19 protein-coding genes (1 of these 19 only partly in view) are annotated in these 18,163 nt (G+C 41.0%); 7 read left to right on the top strand and 12 right to left on the bottom strand.

Features of this window, described 5'->3' with window-relative positions:
- Positions 1-3: 3 nt before the first annotated feature.
- Entirely contained in the window at positions 4-1,440 is a 1,437-nt protein-coding gene (locus ACU6U9_RS01385; RefSeq protein WP_446733294.1) for a rhomboid family intramembrane serine protease, read from the bottom strand.
- A 79-nt stretch (positions 1,441-1,519) separates the two neighbouring features.
- Positions 1,520-2,776, bottom strand: a complete 1,257-nt coding sequence (locus tag ACU6U9_RS01380; protein WP_446733293.1) for an NADH:flavin oxidoreductase/NADH oxidase family protein — start codon at positions 2,774-2,776, stop codon at positions 1,520-1,522.
- 95 nt (positions 2,777-2,871) lie between these two features.
- Here ACU6U9_RS01380 and ACU6U9_RS01375 point away from each other — a divergent pair, with 95 nt between their 5' ends.
- The gene (locus ACU6U9_RS01375) at positions 2,872-3,432 is read left to right on the top strand and encodes a hypothetical protein (RefSeq protein WP_446733292.1); all 561 of its coding nucleotides are present in this window, start codon (positions 2,872-2,874) and stop codon (positions 3,430-3,432) included.
- Positions 3,433-3,925: 493 nt separating this feature from the next.
- On the opposite strand, the gene ACU6U9_RS01370 is transcribed toward ACU6U9_RS01375, so the two are convergent.
- Positions 3,926-4,858 (bottom strand): LysR substrate-binding domain-containing protein, encoded by a 933-nt coding sequence (locus ACU6U9_RS01370; RefSeq protein ID WP_446733291.1) that lies wholly within the window; start codon positions 4,856-4,858, stop codon positions 3,926-3,928.
- A gap of 93 nt (positions 4,859-4,951) precedes the next feature.
- Between ACU6U9_RS01370 and ACU6U9_RS01365 the strand changes: the two genes are divergently transcribed.
- Together ACU6U9_RS01365 and ACU6U9_RS01360 are read left to right on the top strand one after the other, a co-directional pair.
- A complete protein-coding gene (locus ACU6U9_RS01365; protein WP_446733290.1) occupies positions 4,952-5,821 on the top strand; it encodes a sterol desaturase family protein in 870 nt (289 codons plus the stop codon).
- A gap of 24 nt (positions 5,822-5,845) precedes the next feature.
- Positions 5,846-6,010: a rubredoxin gene (locus ACU6U9_RS01360; protein WP_446733289.1), complete on the top strand. Its 165-nt coding sequence runs from the start codon at positions 5,846-5,848 to the stop codon at positions 6,008-6,010.
- Positions 6,011-6,094: 84 nt separating this feature from the next.
- Here ACU6U9_RS01360 and ACU6U9_RS01355 read toward each other — a convergent pair whose 3' ends face one another.
- From ACU6U9_RS01355 to ilvC, 9 genes are all read right to left on the bottom strand, one after another.
- Positions 6,095-7,405: a tetratricopeptide repeat protein gene (locus ACU6U9_RS01355; protein WP_446733288.1), complete on the bottom strand. Its 1,311-nt coding sequence runs from the start codon at positions 7,403-7,405 to the stop codon at positions 6,095-6,097.
- Positions 7,406-7,411: 6 nt separating this feature from the next.
- On the bottom strand, positions 7,412-8,098 hold the full coding sequence (locus ACU6U9_RS01350; protein ID WP_446733287.1) for a TonB family protein: 687 nt from the start codon (positions 8,096-8,098) through the stop codon (positions 7,412-7,414).
- On the bottom strand, positions 8,098-8,502 hold the full coding sequence (locus ACU6U9_RS01345; protein WP_446733286.1) for an ExbD/TolR family protein: 405 nt from the start codon (positions 8,500-8,502) through the stop codon (positions 8,098-8,100). Before ACU6U9_RS01345 ends, ACU6U9_RS01350 begins: the two co-directional genes overlap by 1 nt.
- The gene (locus ACU6U9_RS01340) at positions 8,499-9,053 is read right to left on the bottom strand and encodes a MotA/TolQ/ExbB proton channel family protein (RefSeq protein ID WP_446733285.1); all 555 of its coding nucleotides are present in this window, start codon (positions 9,051-9,053) and stop codon (positions 8,499-8,501) included. The genes ACU6U9_RS01345 and ACU6U9_RS01340 overlap by 4 nt, the downstream gene beginning before the upstream one ends.
- Positions 9,046-10,476 carry a MotA/TolQ/ExbB proton channel family protein gene (locus tag ACU6U9_RS01335; RefSeq protein ID WP_446733284.1) on the bottom strand — a complete coding sequence of 477 codons (1,431 nt, stop codon included), beginning with the start codon at positions 10,474-10,476 and terminating at the stop codon, positions 9,046-9,048. The genes ACU6U9_RS01340 and ACU6U9_RS01335 overlap by 8 nt, the downstream gene beginning before the upstream one ends.
- Entirely contained in the window at positions 10,476-11,252 is a 777-nt protein-coding gene (locus ACU6U9_RS01330; protein ID WP_446733283.1) for a DUF3450 domain-containing protein, read from the bottom strand. Before ACU6U9_RS01330 ends, ACU6U9_RS01335 begins: the two co-directional genes overlap by 1 nt.
- Before the next feature lie 514 nt (positions 11,253-11,766).
- The gene (locus ACU6U9_RS01325; RefSeq protein WP_446733082.1) at positions 11,767-12,975 is read right to left on the bottom strand and encodes an IS256 family transposase; all 1,209 of its coding nucleotides are present in this window, start codon (positions 12,973-12,975) and stop codon (positions 11,767-11,769) included.
- 401 nt (positions 12,976-13,376) lie between these two features.
- Positions 13,377-14,147 carry a hypothetical protein gene (locus ACU6U9_RS01320; RefSeq protein ID WP_446733282.1) on the bottom strand — a complete coding sequence of 257 codons (771 nt, stop codon included), beginning with the start codon at positions 14,145-14,147 and terminating at the stop codon, positions 13,377-13,379.
- A complete protein-coding gene (ilvC, locus tag ACU6U9_RS01315; protein WP_446733281.1) occupies positions 14,137-14,868 on the bottom strand; it encodes a ketol-acid reductoisomerase in 732 nt (243 codons plus the stop codon). The genes ACU6U9_RS01320 and ilvC overlap by 11 nt, the downstream gene beginning before the upstream one ends.
- Before the next feature lie 218 nt (positions 14,869-15,086).
- On the opposite strand from ilvC, the gene ilvY reads away from it, so the two are divergent.
- The 4 genes from ilvY to ACU6U9_RS01295 all read left to right on the top strand — a co-directional run.
- Positions 15,087-15,977 (top strand): HTH-type transcriptional activator IlvY, encoded by an 891-nt coding sequence (gene ilvY / locus ACU6U9_RS01310; RefSeq protein WP_446733280.1) that lies wholly within the window; start codon positions 15,087-15,089, stop codon positions 15,975-15,977.
- A gap of 95 nt (positions 15,978-16,072) precedes the next feature.
- On the top strand, positions 16,073-16,864 hold the full coding sequence (gene pssA, locus ACU6U9_RS01305) for a CDP-diacylglycerol--serine O-phosphatidyltransferase (protein WP_446733279.1): 792 nt from the start codon (positions 16,073-16,075) through the stop codon (positions 16,862-16,864).
- A gap of 56 nt (positions 16,865-16,920) precedes the next feature.
- Positions 16,921-17,889 carry a protein-methionine-sulfoxide reductase catalytic subunit MsrP gene (gene msrP, locus ACU6U9_RS01300; RefSeq protein ID WP_446733278.1) on the top strand — a complete coding sequence of 323 codons (969 nt, stop codon included), beginning with the start codon at positions 16,921-16,923 and terminating at the stop codon, positions 17,887-17,889.
- Positions 17,889-18,163, top strand: the 5' portion of a protein-coding gene (locus ACU6U9_RS01295) for a sulfite oxidase heme-binding subunit YedZ (RefSeq protein WP_446733277.1). 361 nt of this gene lie beyond the right edge of the window; 275 of the gene's 636 nt are visible here — the first part of the coding sequence; the start codon lies at positions 17,889-17,891; its stop codon lies off the right edge, out of view. The genes msrP and ACU6U9_RS01295 overlap by 1 nt, the downstream gene beginning before the upstream one ends.

Below are 18,163 nucleotides of genomic sequence, written 5' to 3'. Positions count from 1 at the left end.
TCTTTAATGACTAAGGCTATCAAGACGTTTTTGATAGTGTTCGGCTTTAGACGATAGCACGCTGCTTTTTGCATAATCAATAATCGCTTGGTACATATTTGTAAGTAATGGTTTGAAGCGTGAGTGGTCATTGTGCTCAAGTAGGTACTCAACAAACGTGAATTGTTTATCTTCAATTGCTTGAGTAATGATTCGCTCTAAATTATCGAGTTTTATATGGTGTATACCGTTGGGCTCGGTAATATAGTTATTAAACCGAGTCCATTGTTCTTGCGATAAGCTTTCAACTTGATGCTCAATAATTAAGTTCATTACGTGATGAAAGCCTTTAGTATCACCATCAACTTTATATAAGTGGTAAAGGTAGTCTAACAAGAACGGTTTATCGTGATTTGATTGCCACAGTTTCGCAAATTTCTTTTTAGCTTGGTCAAACTTTAAACTTTCGATTAGTTCTAATGCTTGTTGATACTCACTTTTAAAGCTTGATTCACTCTCTTCGTGCATGGCAATGACATCTTGTTTTGGCTTTAGCCAAGTTTGACGAAACATAAATGCGAGAAAGCCACCTGAGACGAAGCCACCGATGTGCGCAAAGTAAGCGACATTACTGTTGGTGTAGGTAAAGTGCTGCATGAGTTCGTTGGCTACCCAGATAGGTAAGATAATTAGAGCAGGAAAGCGAAAATAACCAAACGCAAAACCTAAAAAATAAAAGAAGCGTATCTTTTGTAAGCCATACACACCAACAAAAATCCCCATTAAACCAGAGATAGAGCCCGATGCGCCCACAAGTGTTCCTGTGCTGCCTTGTGTAACAAATGAATATGCAACGGCGCTTAATGCACCTGTTAATAAGTACAAAATCAGTAATTTCACTAGGCTTAAAATACGCTCTAAACCAAAGCCTAAAATAAACAGAATAAGCATGTTACCTAGTAAGTGTGTCCAGCCCCCGTGTAAAAACTGATAGGTAAATAAACTGTGTATTTCGTATTCAGCAGGAATAAAGCCGTAGGCATAGTTACTGAGCTTTTTGATTTCTGTTTGGTAAAATTCTAATCGAGTTTGTTGCCACCATTGGCTATCTTTTTCATCCCATATGACATCTTTATAAGCATTAAGAAACTGAACAAACTCTAAGTCTAACGCCATGGCATAAGTAATGCTGCTAGGGCCGTGCTCATCTAAAGATTGCTTAATATGCGCAACATAATCCTCATGAAAGCGCATAGGGTTGCGCTCAAGATAGTCTACATAATGGGGCGCTTCCGCGTGAACTAAGACAGATTCATCGTAGGCGTCATAAATTTCTTCAATTTTTTGCTCATCTTGTTGCTGGTAAAACACAAAGATTAAAATATTGATGATAATTAAGCTGAGAGTAAGAACAGGGGGCTTGCGCCAAGATAGCTTGTGTTGCAGCGGTAGGATGAGCATGTGAATTCCATTTACATAAATGCGGGCCCAGTATAAAAAATAATGACTTTGTACAACAGCACAAAGTCATATTTATTTTCTAGGCAAATTTGCGCTTGATCGCTCGGGTGAAGTCTTTACGCAAGTGGGCAAACAGGGCTTTACGTGGTGAAAAGGCCTCGTTACTTGGTTTACCTTGAGCCAATTGCTCTATTTGGTGGTAATACCAGCCCGCTTGACACTGGTTGTTAAGTGTCTGAACTGACTTAGATGAACTCGTCGGCCCCCAAAAGCCTTTGCCTAATATGAGTTTGCTCTCCACATCGTCTAGCGTACTTAATGATTGATTGATCATTTCATTGGGGAAATTAGGATTTAAACAGAATGGTCGCGCTAAACCAATTACGTCGGTCTGTTTATTTTTAAGCGCGCTTTCCATGCCTTCAACCGTACGAAAACCGCCGGTTACCATGACGGGCATGTTGGCGACTTGTTTAATACGTTCAGCATACTCTAAAAAATACGCCTCACGCTTTTTGGTGCTGGCACGTACTTTGTCATCAGATTGTTGAAAAAACTCTAATTGTTCATAAGTACCGCCGCTGACTTCTAGTAAATCAAGGCCAGCATCGTTTAACCACTGCACTACGTGAATACAGTCTTCAGCGCTAAAGCCGCCTTTTTGAAAGTCCGAGCTATTCAGTTTAATGGCAATAGGAAACTTAGGCCCAACCGCATCGCGCACGGTTTTGATGACACGCAACAACAAGCGGGCGCGGTTTTCTAGTGAGCCGCCGTATTCGTCGGTACGCTTGTTGGTAATGGGGCTTAAAAACTGGCTAAGCAAATAACCGTGAGCGCTGTGAATTTGCACGCCATCAAAACCGGCTTTCTTTAAGATTTTTGCAGTGGTGGCAAAGCGCTGCACTATATCGTTAATATCATCAAGCGTTGCGGCCTTGGGTTTACCGAAATTGGCTATCATGTTTAATTGCACATCGCTTGCTGATAGCGGTTGAGTGCTGATTAAACGTGGGCATTGGCGACCAGGATGTGAGATTTGTGCCCACAATTCGCTGCCGCCAGCATGGGTTTCGTTGGCCCACGCTTTAAGCTGCTCAATGGCTTGTTCATCTTCAACCACCACATTACCCGCACGTTCAAGGTAACGTCGATCCACCATGATATTACCGCTCATTAAAGCAGCGGCACCGCCTTGTGCCCATGTTTTATATAAAACTTGGTGGCCAATTGTGGCATTATCCGCAGCCGTAGCCAGACCTTCTGTCATGGCCGCCTTGATAAATCGATTTTTGATAGTGTGACCACAAGGGAGGGTAAGAGGTTGTTCGATCATGATGTTAGCTCGTATTTTTATTTTGTTATGTAAATACACTATTCGAGTTAGTGCTCATAGGCAATATAAAACAAGCAGTAAAAGGAAGCTTCACAGTGGGATTTAAACGGAAATCATTAATAAGCGTTGCATTGAGCTTGGCCGTATCATTTGCTTGGGCTCAAGATGTTAGTCATCTTCTTGACTACACACCGGAACACGATGAAAACAGCTCTGTATACAATACCTTTTCAGTAAAATTCGGTGCACATAGCGTAAGTACAACAAACGAAGGAGATAAATTTAGTTCTGGCAATAGCATTAGTCTCGGAATGGGTTTGCAATTATTACCTATTTTATCATTAGAAGCTGAGGCTAGTGCTTGGTATCCAAGGGGAGGTGAAGAACACGATTTTATATTTTCAGGCGTCAGTCTTGGGTCAAATGTGGTATTGCACTTTCCTGATGTCGGTCCGTATGCAAAATTTGGTGTCCATTGTTGGGTGGGTAATGCGATGGATACTTTGGATGATTGGGATACGAGTAGTGGTTGTTCTGATGCAACTGGCGGTGGCGTGTTATTAAAAAATAACAGTTATTATTATTTTTTTGAAATTAACCGAACCCATTATAAACAGATAGATAGTTGGCTTTTGACGGCAGGGGTCAAGTTTTAGCGATTGATTGTGTCATACCAAAGGTAAGGAACCCGCTGCCTGGTATTCATTTACTATTATTACGGTTGTAAAATTAGGGCTGCATGCATCGCTATGCAAAATATAACTCTCGTTCTAAAAGCGTAGGTGAAGGTTTATCATTTGCCCTTGGTACTAGTGTAGTGCCGATTTTAAGTGTCGAAGTTGCATTAAATATCCGGTTTCCAGATTAGGAATATCAGTATTTATCAAATGGCGGACATACATTTTTTAGTCGCTATAAGTGTGCAGGAATCAGTATAGGTAGCAGCGCATTATTATATTTTCCTAATAATGGCCCGATGCCAAATTTGGTAGGCATTGCTGGAGTGTTAACGTGTATGAAACGTTAGATGTTTGGAATGGTACGGGTTGATCTAATACGATTGGTAGTGGCATTTTATTGGGTAACAATAATCGGGGTTATTTTTCTGAAACTAATCGTATTCGTTTTAAACAAATAAACAGCTGGTTTTTAACTACTTGAATCGATTTTTAAGCTCATTTTCTTAATGACTAAACGTAATTGATCTAATAGCCATTGATTTGCAGGGTCATGATCAAACGCTTTTGACCACATCATATAAATCGGTACTGGTGATACGGCTATAGGAAAATCATATACCTTTAAACCTAATGCATCTGCGTAACGGGTAGCAAGTTGCCTAGGGGCGGTAGCAATATAGTTACTGTTGGCAACCGCCGCCAATAAACTAATGTACTGGGTGACTTGCACGCCTATCTTACGCTCTTGTCTAAGTGGTTTATCAAGAATTTTATCCAAAGGTAATAAGCGCCCACGATTCGGTAGTACGGCATGAGTAGCGCTAAAAAAATCAGACAGACTAATAGAATCTTTTATGTATGGATGGCTCTTTCGGGTCACGACTACAAGAGTCTCCTCTGTCACCACTTCACAATGAATGCGGTCATCCTTGATGGGAAATGCATCAAGCATCACATCGGCCTGAGCATGAATCAATTGCTTAGCTGAATCATCAAAAATCGGTCTTAAGTTAAAGCGAATTTTGTGTGCGCTATGTTCTACCTCCTCAATTAGTGTGGGCAATAATACAAACTCAAAATAATCGCCGCTTAAAATACGAAAACTGTGGGGGTGAGCCTTCGGGTCGAACCCCCTTTGTTGACTTAAACCTTGGCGTAGCTGGGATAGTCCGCCTTGAATATCCTGATATAAAGCTTCGGCTTTCGGTGTCGGAACCACGCCCTTGCTGGTACGCACAAATAAGGGGTCATTTAGCGTATCTCTAAGTCGTTGAACAGCCGCGCTCATTGCAGGTTGGCTCATTGCTAAGTGTTCTGCAGCCTTGGAGAACTGTCGGGTTTCCATTACGGCCTCAAATACAGGCAGCAAATTAAGGTCTATTGATCGTAAGTTCAGCTTCATGGAAGTTACTTATCAGTAATATCGAATTTTAATATAAAGCAATCTCACCTAATGTGGTACTCACAATAATTAGAAATATCTAAAAGGTGCCCTATGGAAGATGTATTAAAAGCGGTGGTAGCGGTGTTTATAGTGCTGGCGGCTTTATGGGAGTTTGCTAGCGGTCGAACGAAAGATGGCAAAAAGACTAAGCAAGACTGGCATATGGCATTTTTAGCGACGTTTATGATGATTGTCGTGCAGCGACCATTGCTGGTTATTGGCGTGTCATTATTGATGATGACGTTAATCCCAGGCAGTGCAGGTAGCCTTGCTTGGCTAGAGCAAGAGTATTTTTGGTGTGCCCTTATTGGATTCTTTTGCATTGAAGAGTTTTTACACGGCGCGGCCCATTTGTTTGCCCATGCGAGGCGCCCAAAAAATAAAACTCTGCAATGGATTCAAGCTTTTTACAAAATGAATCATCGACCACATCATTTATCGGGGGGGATGGACAACAAAGGGCAGTTATCCGTAACACAAACCTTTATTAATGGCTGGGCATGGTGGTTTATTTTACCTAATTATTGGTTTCAAATTCTTTGCTTATACTTGGGTTTAACGGAGGTGTTTTTAGCGGCTACAGTATTTAAAGGGCTATGGGCTGCACATACCCATGTAAATTGGAATTACGATTTGTATTTTTTGAATCATAAATACAAATTGGTGCGTAAAATCATGTGGGGTTTGTGCCATGTAATTACGTTTCCCACGCAGCATCATCAACATCATTCACGTGGTAAAAATTCAGCGAAAAACGTGACCGCCACATTGGCGATTTATGATTGGTTAATTTTTAAAACCCTAGCAATCGAAACTACCAAGCCAGAGGTTTATGGCTGGCGTCAATCTGAGGATGAAGCCAATAGCGTCTTCAAACGTTATTTTAATACCAATGTGAAAAAATATATGCAGGGTCGATAATCTAGGTACTCAGTGAGGTTCAGTATGAAAATTTGGGAGTGTGCTGTGTGCGGTATTGTTTACGATGAAGCCAAGGGTTGGCCTGAAGAAGGCATTACCCCAAGTACAAAATGGGATGATGTCCCAAGTGATTGGTTATGCCCAGACTGCGGTGTGGGAAAAGATGCATTTGAAATGGTGGAGATTTAGTTTTTACTCAGTACTTATTTTTAATACATGGCCCTTTGATGCATCAGGTGTAACAGGATGATTAGTTTCAATTTAATAATTAAACTAATTTTCTGGACCGCAGGGGCCATCATGACGACGTAAATAAGAAGGATTACGAGAAAACTGGGTATCCACATTCATGTAATCAAGAAACTGAAAAGCTTCTTTTTGATAACCCCCCGTTAGGGTTGCATTGATAAAAGCTTGTTTAGCGTTATCAAAATTATCCAATTTAAATTCGCTTACACCTAATAGATAGCTAGCACGGCCTACCAGTACTTTATCTAACCCGCCATCACAGGCGTTTAAAATAGTGGATCGCATTAGATCCCAGTTTTGAGTTTTATAATATATTTCAGCAATATCTAGTTGACGTTCAGTGCTGGGGATAAGTTCAGCCATGACGTTGGCTACTTTAATAGCCGATTCCATTTCCTGGGCAGCATACCAGTATGAAAATAATTTTTCATAGTGAGTAAATTCGGCAGTGACTTGGAACTCATTGATCATTTGTGCTAAAAATCGAGCGGCAATATAAGGGTTTTTGTTTTGAGCCATTAAATCACTTAATAGTAATATATGCTCTTGTTCCAATTTTATGCCTTTTTGAACGGCGAGTAACAAGATGTCAGCGGCTTTTTCTGTTTGCCCATCAACCAAATAAATTTTACTGAGCCTAATCCAATGATCAGAAAGCAAGTTGTTTTGCTCTAAAATTATGGTTTGTAATTCAATGCTGGTTTTATAGCGTTTATTTTCGAAAAAGATAAATAGAAGCTGTGTGAGTTGTTCAGTGCTCATATCCAGTTTAGGGTTAATATAGGGGTCAATGGCGTGATTGAATAATGTTGTTCTAATGTGTTCGTATAATTTTTCAGCTGTAAAAATAGCGGCTTGTGGTTTGTTTGAGAAATGAAGGCTAAATGCTAACTTTAATTGAATGTCGATTGAGAGTGACCCTCCTAATAATTGATATTGTTTTATAGATTGAATAGCAAGGATGTAGTCTTTTAAAAAATATTGAATCTCAATCACTTCAATGATCATTTCTTGTTTGGCTATATCAGACAATCCGCTGCCTGACAGTGCTTGTTGGTAATATGCTAAGGCCTTATTCATATTACCTTCACCTTTTTTTTGAGCATAGTGTCTGGCTAGAAACCGAGCAGTACTATCACGAGTGTAATTATCTTTTAATGTGCTGAGGTCTTTTTCTAGTTCAGCGATGGTTTTTTTGGCTTCTTCAGCTGTTTTCTTTTGCGGCGTGACGATACTATAACTTTCATATTGATCAGCGTAACCGTTACCAATATTCAAAATGAATGTATATATAAGTGTTTGGCATAGTAATGTGAGGTTAGAAAATTTCATCATGTTTTTTTATTCCCAGTTGTATGGGTAATACTTCCATTGGAACTCAATTTTTTGCAGTAACCGACGATTTGACCCCGTATACGTCTCGTATAGCCAGCTGCTAACAGCTGCTACGGCTTCATCTTCAAACACCCCTCTAGGGTAGGCATCTAAAACTTGTATGTTTTCAGTACGCCCTGAAGGCTTTACTTCTAATGATACTAACACCCAGCCATTAATTTTATTTTCCCATGCAATTTTAGGAATGTGGGGTTGTCGAGTACTAATGGGGATAACCTTGCGTAAAGTTTCAGGGGTACTTCCAAGTTGCTCTCCTAATGCCTCTGCATCTGATTGAGAGGATGCTTTTGGTTGAATCCAGTTTTCTTGAAACTTTGGCATGTCTTTCGATTGAAATTGAAACTCCGTTTGGGCCGCACTTAGATTAATCAAGGGTTGATTCAGGTTGCTGAATTTACGAGTTATACTTGGTTGAATTTCACTTTTGAGGATTGGTTCGGGTTCAATAAGTGTCTTTTTTTTAGGTTTAGATGCCTTTTCATCTTTTTCTTTTTTTACGCTTTCAATATTCACACGTATCAGTTGTTCTTCTAATTCTAGATTAGGTACATCTTGATGAATCAAGCCAATTATTAAATAAAATAATGTCATGACTATAAACACAGAGGTAAATAAAGAAAATAATATACGCATTATTTTTTCTTCGCTGCCAGAGCAATGTTATGCACACCAGCTTGCCTAACTTGATCCATTACTGTCATAAGCTTATCGGCCGATACAAGTTTATCCGCTTGAATTACCACTGATCCATCAGGGTTGCTGGTATGGAGTCGTGCAATAATAGCTCGTACAGTAGTGATATCCACTTGTCGCTTATCAATCCAGACTTCAGAGTTTTCATTAATGGCAATGAATATACTGGCTTTATCCTGATTCACGGATGTAGCTGCAGAAGGTGAATTGACTTCAACACCTGATTCCTTCACAAATGAAGTGGTGACAATAAAAAAGATAAGCATGATGAATACAATATCCAGCATGGGGGTAATATCTAAATCACTTTCGTCCTGTTGAATTTGATGGCGACGAGTACTCATAAAGCCCCCTGAGAATGCGGATGTGTATTGGTTCTTACGTTTAATTTATCTTCAAATTGCGCACTGTGTTTCATGACTAATTGTTTAATGCTGTAGCTGAAATACAATGCGGATAATGCTAAGCATAACCCCACCATGGTAGGAAGCGTGGCCTTATAGATGCCAGCACTCATAGCCCGAGCATTGCTATTGCCTGTTACTGCAATTACATCAAATACCGTTACCATACCACTTACCGTTCCGAGCAAACCTAATAGAGGGCAAATAGCAATCAAGACCTTGATACTGGATAACCAGAGGTTTAATTGAGCATTATTTTTTGAAATGAGTAATTCTCGAATTCTATGGGCATTCCAAGATTGTTTATCCTTTCTTATGGACCATCTATTCAATTGATGTTGAGATAATTTTGGATAAGTAACCTTAATAAAGTAAAAGCGCTCAATGATGAGTGCCCATAAAATAAGTGCTAACAAAAATAAAGCGGGGATAATATTTCCCCCTTGTTCAAAGAACTGTTGAAATAAAACGATTAACGATTCGTTAAGCATGTTTCTCTACTTCTTTTTTGAAAATGCTTTGGGATAACTCACGCTCTCTCGCTAATATCCCCGCACTCTGTTCATCTAGGATTTGTAATAAAATTTTACTAAATGAAACAAGGATGTTGTGACCGAGCAATAAAGGTATGGCAACCAATAACCCCAGCACGGTTGTTACTAAGGCTTGAGAAATTCCGGATGCCATTAATTTGGGGTCGCCACTGCCAAATAAGCTGATGCTCTGAAACGTAGCGATCATTCCTATAACTGTACCGAGTAACCCAAGTAAAGGTGCTATGGCAGAAAATAGTTTAATTAAACTATGGCCTTGTTCTAGTTTTGGCAGCTCTTTGATAATAGCTTCGTCTAATACTAGTTGTAAGCTCTCGTCATCCTGTCGTTGCTCTGGCTTCATATCTTTTACTTGTAAAAATATGCGCCCTAAAGGGTTGCCATTGTTTGGTTTATCTAGATTTTTAAGTTGTACGTTAGTTTTTTGCCAAACAACTCCTAGGAAGATTAAACGATATAAAATAATTAACATTCCGATAGCGCCTAATATAACGATGGCGTAGCCCACTTCTTTACCCTGTAATAAGCGCTCGTATAAGCTTGGACTTTGTCCAAGTAGGGCAAGTAATTCACCTCGTGTTGGGTCAATCACACTTAACACGGGTTCCGGATTTTGCTTACCGTCTTTATTATCGAGAGCTTTTGAACTGAATGTATCCATTAAACTATATTCACTAGGTTGTTCACCAATGACCAATAGCTCTTGATTTTGAGGTATGTAGCGTAAGAAGTGACCATTGGAAAATGCACTGAATGTGCCCATGCGTATTACATCTTGCTTAGAACTCTTACCTTCAGGGGTAATAACTGTTGCCTGAAAAATCGAATTCTTCCCGGCGTGTGTCATTTCAGCCATAACCAAAAGCCATAATTCTTTCATGTCTTTTATGCTAGCGAGCGCTTGATTTTTTTGTAGTGTAGTTAGAGCTTTTTGGCGCTCAGGAATCTGCGCTTGAACTAAGGAGTCTTGAAGGCGAGCAATAAAATCACCGCTGAATTGACTATGTAGGCTATGAATGTCACCTAATTCACTGACATGTTTATCTAGTTCTTTTTGCAGGTCGTCCAGCTTTCTCTTTTGTGCTTGGGTTGCCTTTAAAAGAGGATTACCAATGGCTTGTTGTTTTTCCCAATCTGATTTGGCGTTATCGACTATCTGTTGTTGCTGATTTTTTTCACGTAAAAACCGAGCCTCTCTTTCTTTATAAATTAACTGCTCTTTGTGCTGCAATTTTTTTGTGGTTATTAAAAGCTCATCTAAGGTTTTAATGCTGTTGTCTTCTAAAATATCTGCATTGACACTAGTGGTCGTTATGAATACGAAACAAAGTATAGTGAATCGAGTAAAACGAGTTAGCATTATTTTTCTCCTTTATTCGATTCTAGCGATGTTAAATAGGGTAACGTTAATAAGTCAGGCGCGGCTTTCTGACTTGTAATTCTGATGGCTTTTTTAATTGGGCGATTGAATTCATTATTAAGTATTTGCCAGTCTTGCGTGTTTTTATTCCACAATGCGCTTAATTGACCATCAAGTGTTTGCATATATAGAGCATTTCTACCAACGCGCAGTATCTGGACTGAACGTGACTCGTCATCCAATTCAACATTGTCACGGTAAACCTCTAGGTCATAATTGTAATCATTTTCGGCTTGATAAAAGGCCATGACGCGTCGAAATTTTTCTGTAATCGTGACACGGCTTCGGCTTAATAATTTTTTCAAATCATTGATGCCTATTAAACGATTTTCCCTGTGGAACGGCAGATCTAATTGGATGAATCTTTCTAATGTTTTTGTCATTTCACGCAACAATGGTAATAACTGTTGTTTGGTTAATTTGACGTCTTCAATTTTTTGTTGAAGTGCCGCAATGCTATCTGTTTGCTCCTCTTTTAAGATAAGTAGCTCTTGATTGTATTCTTTTTGGTATTCGGTTTTACGCAGTAATTTTTGATATTGTTCTAGTAGTTCTTGCTGTTGCTTAGCTAGTTGATCGACGACTTGCTGGCTGTGTCGTCCCATCTTTTGAATTCTGTCGGCGGTATCTAAACTTTCTTTTAAAAGGTTTTGCTCTGCCTGAGCAGGTGTCATGAAGAGTAGGGTAATCAAACAGAGTGTCGTTATGATGTGCATATCAATCCTTTGGCTCGGTATTATTTTGTGCATCCAGCTTTTTTGGTCAATGGTATTAAGTTGTTATTTTTATTATTCTGGTCATCTTTAGCAGGCTACTTAACTAAACAGATATCCTTTTATTTTTGATAGTTACGCTCATTTAGGAATGTGTATGTTTCTATTTTATGACATTTAAAGGTGAACTAATCTGGTTATTCATTACATACAATTGCACTAATGAGGCCCTTGTTATGCGGTGCAGTAGTATCAAGTATTATATGAGTTCATATTTGAATGTATGTAAGAAAACGACTCAAGAGATAAAGTTGGCAGAAAATGACTTATTTTGGCTTTTTGTATCGGTTTTCTGTTGTGAAAGATATTGTCGCACTTTAGAGGGTGAGGCTTTTAAAATTGTGAGATGTGAGATGTGAGATGTGAGATGTGAGATGTGAGTCGACGGAAAAGCAGGAAGTATTTATTAGACATAAAAAATCCGGAGGATGTAAGCCATTCTGTGTAACCGCCAGTTTTAAATGTAATCTTTCAAACGGTCTTCGAACATGATCATAAATCGGTTCAAGGCCGTTTTCCAGTTTCTTATCGGCATAGTCCACTTTTCCGAAGCTTGTCGTACCGCAAGGTAAACCACTTTTTTAGCCGACTCTTCTGTTGGAAATACTTTTCGTTTTTTCGTCGCTTTTCGAATAACGCTGTTCAGAGATTCAATGGCATTGGTTGTGTAAATGGCTTTTCTGATATCAGCAGGATAGTTAAAAAGCGTATTTAAATTCTCCCAGTGATTACGCCAAGATCGGCTGATTTGTGGATATTGACCATCCCACTTCTCACTAAAATCAGACAGTGATTGCAAGGCACTTTCCTCAGTCGCGGCCTGGTAAATTTTCTTTAAATCAGCGGTGACGGCTTTGTAATCTTTCCAAGGAACGTACTTCACTGAGTTACGCACCATGTGCACGATGCACAGCTGAATTTGCGTTTCTGGATAGACGGCATTGATAGCATCTGGAAAGCCCTTCAGGCCATCCACGCAAGCAATGAGAATGTCTTTCACACCACGATTCTGCAGCTCAGTCAGAACATTTAGCCAGAACTTAGCCCCTTCGTTTTCAGATAGCCACATGCCCAATAACTCCTTGTGGCCTTCCATGTTGACGCCTAAGGCAAGGTAAACTGATTTATTGATCACCTGTTTGTCCTGACGAATTTTAAGCACGATGCAATCAAGATAAACAATGGGATACACCGCATCTAATTCACGAGATTGCCATTCAATCACTTCTTCAATGACCGCATCAGTGACTTTTGAAATTAGGCTTGGAGAGGCATCTGCGTTATACAGTTCTTTAAACGTTTTAACGATTTCTCGTGTGGTCATGCCTTGGGCGTATAAAAATAAAATTTTATCGTCCATCGAGGTAAACCGAGTCTGATTTTTCTTTACTAATTTAGGATTAAAAGAGCCTTCGCGATCCCTAGGGGTATCTAGTTGAAACTGGCCATCTTCGGTGCGTAAAGTTTTACTGGTGGTGCCATTGCGGCTATTGGAGTTAGAGGATTCTTCATTCCGTTCATAACCAAGGTGCTCATCAAGCTCAGTATTTAAAGCCCGCTCAACTGTCACTTTAGTGAGCATCTGACGAAATTCATTAAGGTCTTGTTCTGTTTTAATACCCTTTGCCGCTTCGCGGGCAAAGGCTTCTAGTGCTTCTTTGTTCATTGCTGCCTATCCTTAGCCATTTCTGGCTTTGATGATAAGCAGTTACACAGATTTATCTACAGCCTCAAAATCCGCTAAGTTTTATCTCTTGTTAACTAATAACTAATAACTAATAACTAATAACTAAGCATTAGTTGGTTGCTTCTACGATGCGCTTCAAGCTTGTCTAAATAGTGTCATGTAGCCACTTGGCTTTTGACCTTCTAGAAACAAAAAAAAGCCTAGACATCACTGCCTAGGCTTTTCGATATTAGCTATCTAAGAATTACTTAGACGCTTCTACGATATGCTTCAAGCTTGTCTAGATAGTGTCATGTAACCACTTTGTTCTTTTATGGGGCACAAAAAAACCGCTACGTTACCGCAGCGGTTTCTTTTGAATCGCTTTAGCTTTTAAGTAATTACTTAGACGCTTCTACGATGCGCTTCATGTCAGTCATATAGCCACGAAGCTCTTGACCAACCCACTCAACTGGGTGCTCACGAATTTCTTCGTTAACGTCAACTAAACGTGCGTTATCTACAGAGTTAGACTTAAGGTTTAGACCTTTACCAATCACTTCAGTTGTGATGTTAGGCATGAACTCTTCACGTAGCAAAGGCACTGCCGCGTGAGAGAACAAGTAGCAACCGTATTCTGCAGTATCAGAGATAACCACGTTCATTTCGTAAAGTTTCTTACGAGCGATGGTGTTAGCAATTAGTGGTGTCTCGTGCAGAGATTCGTAGTAAGCAGATTCTTCAACGATACCAGACTCAACCATGGTTTCGAACGCAAGCTCAACGCCCGCTTTAACCATAGCAACTAGCATGATGCCTTTGTCGAAGAAATCTTGCTCGTCGATTTCAACATCACAAGCAGGTGCTTTTTCGAAGCCAGTTTCGGCTGTTTCTTCACGCCATTTTAGCAGGTTCGCATCGTCGTTCGCCCAGTCAGCCATCATGGTGCGAGAGAATTCGCCTGTCATGATGTCGTCTTGGTGCTTGCGGAATAATGGACGCATAAGCAATTTAAGGTCTTCAGCCATATCAAACGCTGTGATTTTAGCTGGGTTAGACAGACGATCCATCATGTTGGTGATGCCGCCGATCTTTAGTGCTTCAGTTACTGTTTCCCAACCGAATTGAATCAGTTTGGCAGCGTATGGGCCGTCGATGCCGTCAGCAACCATTTTTTCGTAACCTAAGGATGGCGCCCGTTTGCAACATACCGCAAAGGATAGTTTGCTCGCCCATAAGGTCAGATTTAACTTCTGCAACAAAAGAAGATTCAAGAACACCCGCGCGATCGCCACCAGTAGCAGACGCCCAAGCTTTAGCTTGTTCGTGACCTTTACCCTGTGGATCGTTTTCTGGGTGAACAGCCATAAGCGTTGGAACACCGAAGCCACGCTTGTATTCTTCACGTACTTCAGAACCAGGGCACTTAGGAGCAACCATGATTACTGTTAAGTCTTCACGGATTTGCATGCCTTCTTCAACGATGTTGAAACCGTGAGAGTAACCTAAAGTCGCGCCTTCTTTCATAAGCGGCATAACAGTTGATACTGCATCAGTATGCTGCTTATCAGGTGTTAGGTTACATACTAGGTCAGCAGTAGGAACAAGTTCTTTGTATGTACCAACAGTGAAACCGTTGTCAGCTGCATTTTTGTAAGACTGACGCTTTTCAGTAATAGCGGCTTCACGCAGTGCGTAAGATACGTCTAGACCTGAATCACGCATGTTAAGACCTTGGTTAAGGCCTTGTGCGCCACAACCGATGATCACAACTTTCTTGCCTTTAAGGGCTTCACAACCGTTCGCGAATTCGCTGCGGTCCATGAAACGACAACGACCAAGTTGGTCTAGCTGCTCGCGCAGGTTAAGAGTGTTAAAGTAATTCTGACCCATCTTTGTATTCTCCAGATAGAAATTGTGCCGAGATTTTCACATTGATGAAAAGCGATTGCTCCGCTTTTCTCTCAATAAAATCCCTGAGAGTAAAATTCCCGTGCAGTGTAGGCAAAAAACGCTGTTGCGTAAAACGCTATATTTGAAATAGCTTATTGCAGAAAATGCAATATACTCCTTGTGTGTTTTCTTGCTGCTTATATAGCAGGTGTAAATAGATGGATTTCAAAGACTTATCCCAGTTCATTGTGCTGGCCGACACCTTACACTATGGCCAGACGGCGCAAAAATGTCATACCTCTGCATCGACGATTTCTCGTGTAGTGCAGCGCCTAGAAGAGGAAGTAGGGCAGCGACTATTTGAGCGTGACCGCCGAGAAGTGCGTTTGACCCAAGCGGGTGGCGAATTTAAAGAGTTTGCAGCGCGCACGTTAGAGCAGTTTCAGCAGTTTCAGCGACAATTACATACCCAGGCCAGTGAGTTACAAGGGGAGCTAAGCCTATATTGTACGGTAACGGCCAGTTATAGCTTTTTGTCCGACTTATTAACGGCATTTCGCGAGCGACATCCTAATGTGGATATTCGTCTACGAACCGGAGATGCGGCCCAAGCAGTGGGTATGGCCTTAAATGGTGAAGTAGACATTGCCATTGCAGCAAGGCCCGACCAGCTATCTTCGCGCCTTTCATTTAAACCAGTGACACAAGTACCGTTGGCATTTATAGCCCCTAATCAGCCTGGTCCAGTGGCTGATGCCTTGGCCGAGTCTAAAGTTGACTGGCAAAATGTGCCTATGATTTTATCAGAGCAAGGCCTAGGGCGAATCAGGGTTGAGCGCTGGTTTAAGCAGCAAAGCATCAAACCGAATATTTATGGGCAGGTTTCAGGTAATGAAGCCATTGTCTCAATGGTGGCATTGGGCTTTGGCGTGGGTGTGGTACCAGAGCTCGTGTTGACCAACAGCCCAATTGCAGAAAAAGTGAGAGTGCTCAATATTACGCCTAGTTTAGAGCCTTTTTCAGTGGGGTTGTGTGTGCTTAATCAGCATATGAGTCACCCTCTGGTTAATGCTTTTTGGCAGGTCAGTGAAGACTGGTTAAAGCAATAAATGTGAATTACCGCTAGACTCTGGTTATATGAGACCTATGAAGCGCAAACGATTCCAAGTAGAATTACGCAGCGTTAATTATTAACAGGTCCAATATGTCTCAAGCAGATGAAGAAAAGGTCGTTTCATTGAACCAAGATCAAGAGCCGGTTACGGCAAAAGAAAAACTACGTAGTAAAGGCATTTACTTACTACCAAACTTATTTACCACCGGTGCGTTATTTTCTGGCTTCTATGCTGTGGTTGCATCGATGAATGGCCACTTTGATAAAGCCGCCATCGCTATTTTCATTGCCATGATTTTAGACGGCTTAGATGGTCGCGTTGCTCGTATGACCAACACCCAAAGTGAATTTGGTGCTGAATATGACTCCCTATCCGATATGGTGTCGTTTGGTGTTGCACCTGCGCTGGTTGCGTTTAGCTGGTCTTTGCAATCTTTAGGTCAGGCTGGTTGGATTGCTGCCTTTATTTATGTGGCAGGTGCTGCGCTACGTTTAGCACGTTTCAATACTCAAATTGATACCGCCGATAAAAATTACTTCACTGGCTTAGCCAGTCCAGCGGCAGCCGCCATTGTTGCTGGTACTGTTTGGGCATTGAATGATTATGGTGTTTCTGGTGACAGCGTTTCAATTCTAATGGCCGGAGTGGTCGGTGCTACTGGTATTCTCATGGTAAGCAATGTGTTGTATCACAGCTTTAAAGGCTTTGACCTTAAAGGTAAGGTGCCTTTTGTAGCAATGCTGGCGATTGTTGGTGCTTTTGCCGTTGTCGCAATTGACCCGCCATTAATACTGCTCGCCATTTTCTTGATTTATGGGTTATCTGGCCCAGTTGTAACCACTTTGAAAATGTTCAAAGAGCGAAAGTCCGCTCAAAAGTAAGTTAATCGAACTTTCTTTGCATGTCTGGTCTAATCTTTATCCCAAGGAGACCAGACATGATCATTAAGCCCCACGAATACAAATCAAGCTCAACGCTCACCGAAGCCGATGTCACTCCTGAATCTATTTATCGTGAACGCCGAAAATTTATGCAACAAGGCCTTTATGGTTTAGCTGCGACGGCCTTTGCAGGTTTCTCACCATCTCTATTAGCTAAAAAACTCGATTTCAAGTCGACAGCTTATGGTGCAAAAGACACATTAACACCAGAAGAAGCGGTCACGTCTTATAATAACTTTTATGAGCTTGGCACAGGCAAAGAAGACCCTGTCAGAAATGCAGATCAGCTTAAGACCCAAGATTGGACCATCGAAATAGAAGGGCATGCCGAGGTAACCGGTAAATTCACCCTCGAAGATATTATTAAGAAGCAGCAACTTGAAGAGCGCATATATCGTCTGCGTTGTGTTGAGGCGTGGTCAATGGTGATTCCTTGGGTAGGGTTTTCACTGGCTGACATGCTTAAACAGTTTAAGCCGACATCAAAAGCTAAGTATGTAGAGTTTACGTCGATACATGACCCTGAAAACCTAAAGGCTCAAAAAAGCGTTTTTTCCACTATCGACTGGCCTTATGTAGAAGGATTACGCATGGATGAAGCGATGAATGAATTATCGTTTATGGCCACAGGTTTGTATGGCAAGTCGCTTCCCAATCAAAATGGCGCGCCTATTAGATTAGTTGTGCCTTGGAAATACGGTTTCAAAAGCATAAAGTCCATTGTCAAAATCCGCTTTACCGACGAGATGCCACAAACCACCTGGAATCAGATTGCATCCAGTGAATATGGCTTTTACGCCAATGTTAACCCTAAAGTTGATCACCCAAGGTGGAGCCAAGCAAGTGAGCGGCGCCTACCAACCAGTTTCTTTAACTTAAAACGTATCCCTACCCAAATGTTCAATGGTTATGAAGAGCAAGTCGCTCACTTATACAAAGGCATGGATTTAACGCGGAATTATTAATGAATAGCCAACGTATAAAAACACAAAGGTATGTCAGCCTAATAACATGGCTATTGGTTTTGTTTCCGGTTGCTCAGCTTGTATATGGGTTCTATCAAGTCCAGTTTGCAGGCGATATTTTCTATTACGGGCCGGAGCCTGCAAAAGCCGTTGTACATACATTAGGTCTGTGGGCCATGAGCTTTTTGTTTATCGTACTGTCTGTACGACATTTAAAGCGATGGTTGAAAATCAACCTTCAGCCAGTGCGTCGCAGGTTGGGCATTGCCACGTT

This window comes from Pseudomonas sp. HK3 (assembly GCF_052920985.1).
This window is presented reverse-complemented; position numbering and strand designations above follow the sequence as displayed.

Bases quoted from the DNA above. Each gene is read 5' to 3' on its own strand.
- ACU6U9_RS01340 (WP_446733285.1), bottom strand. From the start codon at position 9,053: ATGCTTAACGAATCGTTAATCGTTTTATTTCAACAGTTCTTTGAACAA.
- ACU6U9_RS01365 (WP_446733290.1), top strand. From the start codon at position 4,952: ATGGAAGATGTATTAAAAGCGGTGGTAGCGGTGTTTATAGTGCTGGCG.
- ilvY (WP_446733280.1), top strand. From the start codon at position 15,087: ATGGATTTCAAAGACTTATCCCAGTTCATTGTGCTGGCCGACACCTTA.
- ACU6U9_RS01355 (WP_446733288.1), bottom strand. From the start codon at position 7,405: ATGATGAAATTTTCTAACCTCACATTACTATGCCAAACACTTATATAT.
- ACU6U9_RS01380 (WP_446733293.1), bottom strand. From the start codon at position 2,776: ATGATCGAACAACCTCTTACCCTCCCTTGTGGTCACACTATCAAAAAT.
- ACU6U9_RS01370 (WP_446733291.1), bottom strand. From the start codon at position 4,858: ATGAAGCTGAACTTACGATCAATAGACCTTAATTTGCTGCCTGTATTT.
- ACU6U9_RS01320 (WP_446733282.1), bottom strand. From the start codon at position 14,147: ATGGTTGCTGACGGCATCGACGGCCCATACGCTGCCAAACTGATTCAA.
- ACU6U9_RS01350 (WP_446733287.1), bottom strand. From the start codon at position 8,098: ATGCGTATATTATTTTCTTTATTTACCTCTGTGTTTATAGTCATGACA.
- ACU6U9_RS01330 (WP_446733283.1), bottom strand. From the start codon at position 11,252: ATGCACATCATAACGACACTCTGTTTGATTACCCTACTCTTCATGACA.
- ACU6U9_RS01360 (WP_446733289.1), top strand. From the start codon at position 5,846: ATGAAAATTTGGGAGTGTGCTGTGTGCGGTATTGTTTACGATGAAGCC.
- ACU6U9_RS01335 (WP_446733284.1), bottom strand. From the start codon at position 10,476: ATGCTAACTCGTTTTACTCGATTCACTATACTTTGTTTCGTATTCATA.
- pssA (WP_446733279.1), top strand. From the start codon at position 16,073: ATGTCTCAAGCAGATGAAGAAAAGGTCGTTTCATTGAACCAAGATCAA.
- msrP (WP_446733278.1), top strand. From the start codon at position 16,921: ATGATCATTAAGCCCCACGAATACAAATCAAGCTCAACGCTCACCGAA.
- ilvC (WP_446733281.1), bottom strand. From the start codon at position 14,868: ATGGGTCAGAATTACTTTAACACTCTTAACCTGCGCGAGCAGCTAGAC.
- ACU6U9_RS01325 (WP_446733082.1), bottom strand. From the start codon at position 12,975: ATGAACAAAGAAGCACTAGAAGCCTTTGCCCGCGAAGCGGCAAAGGGT.
- ACU6U9_RS01385 (WP_446733294.1), bottom strand. From the start codon at position 1,440: ATGCTCATCCTACCGCTGCAACACAAGCTATCTTGGCGCAAGCCCCCT.
- ACU6U9_RS01345 (WP_446733286.1), bottom strand. From the start codon at position 8,502: ATGAGTACTCGTCGCCATCAAATTCAACAGGACGAAAGTGATTTAGAT.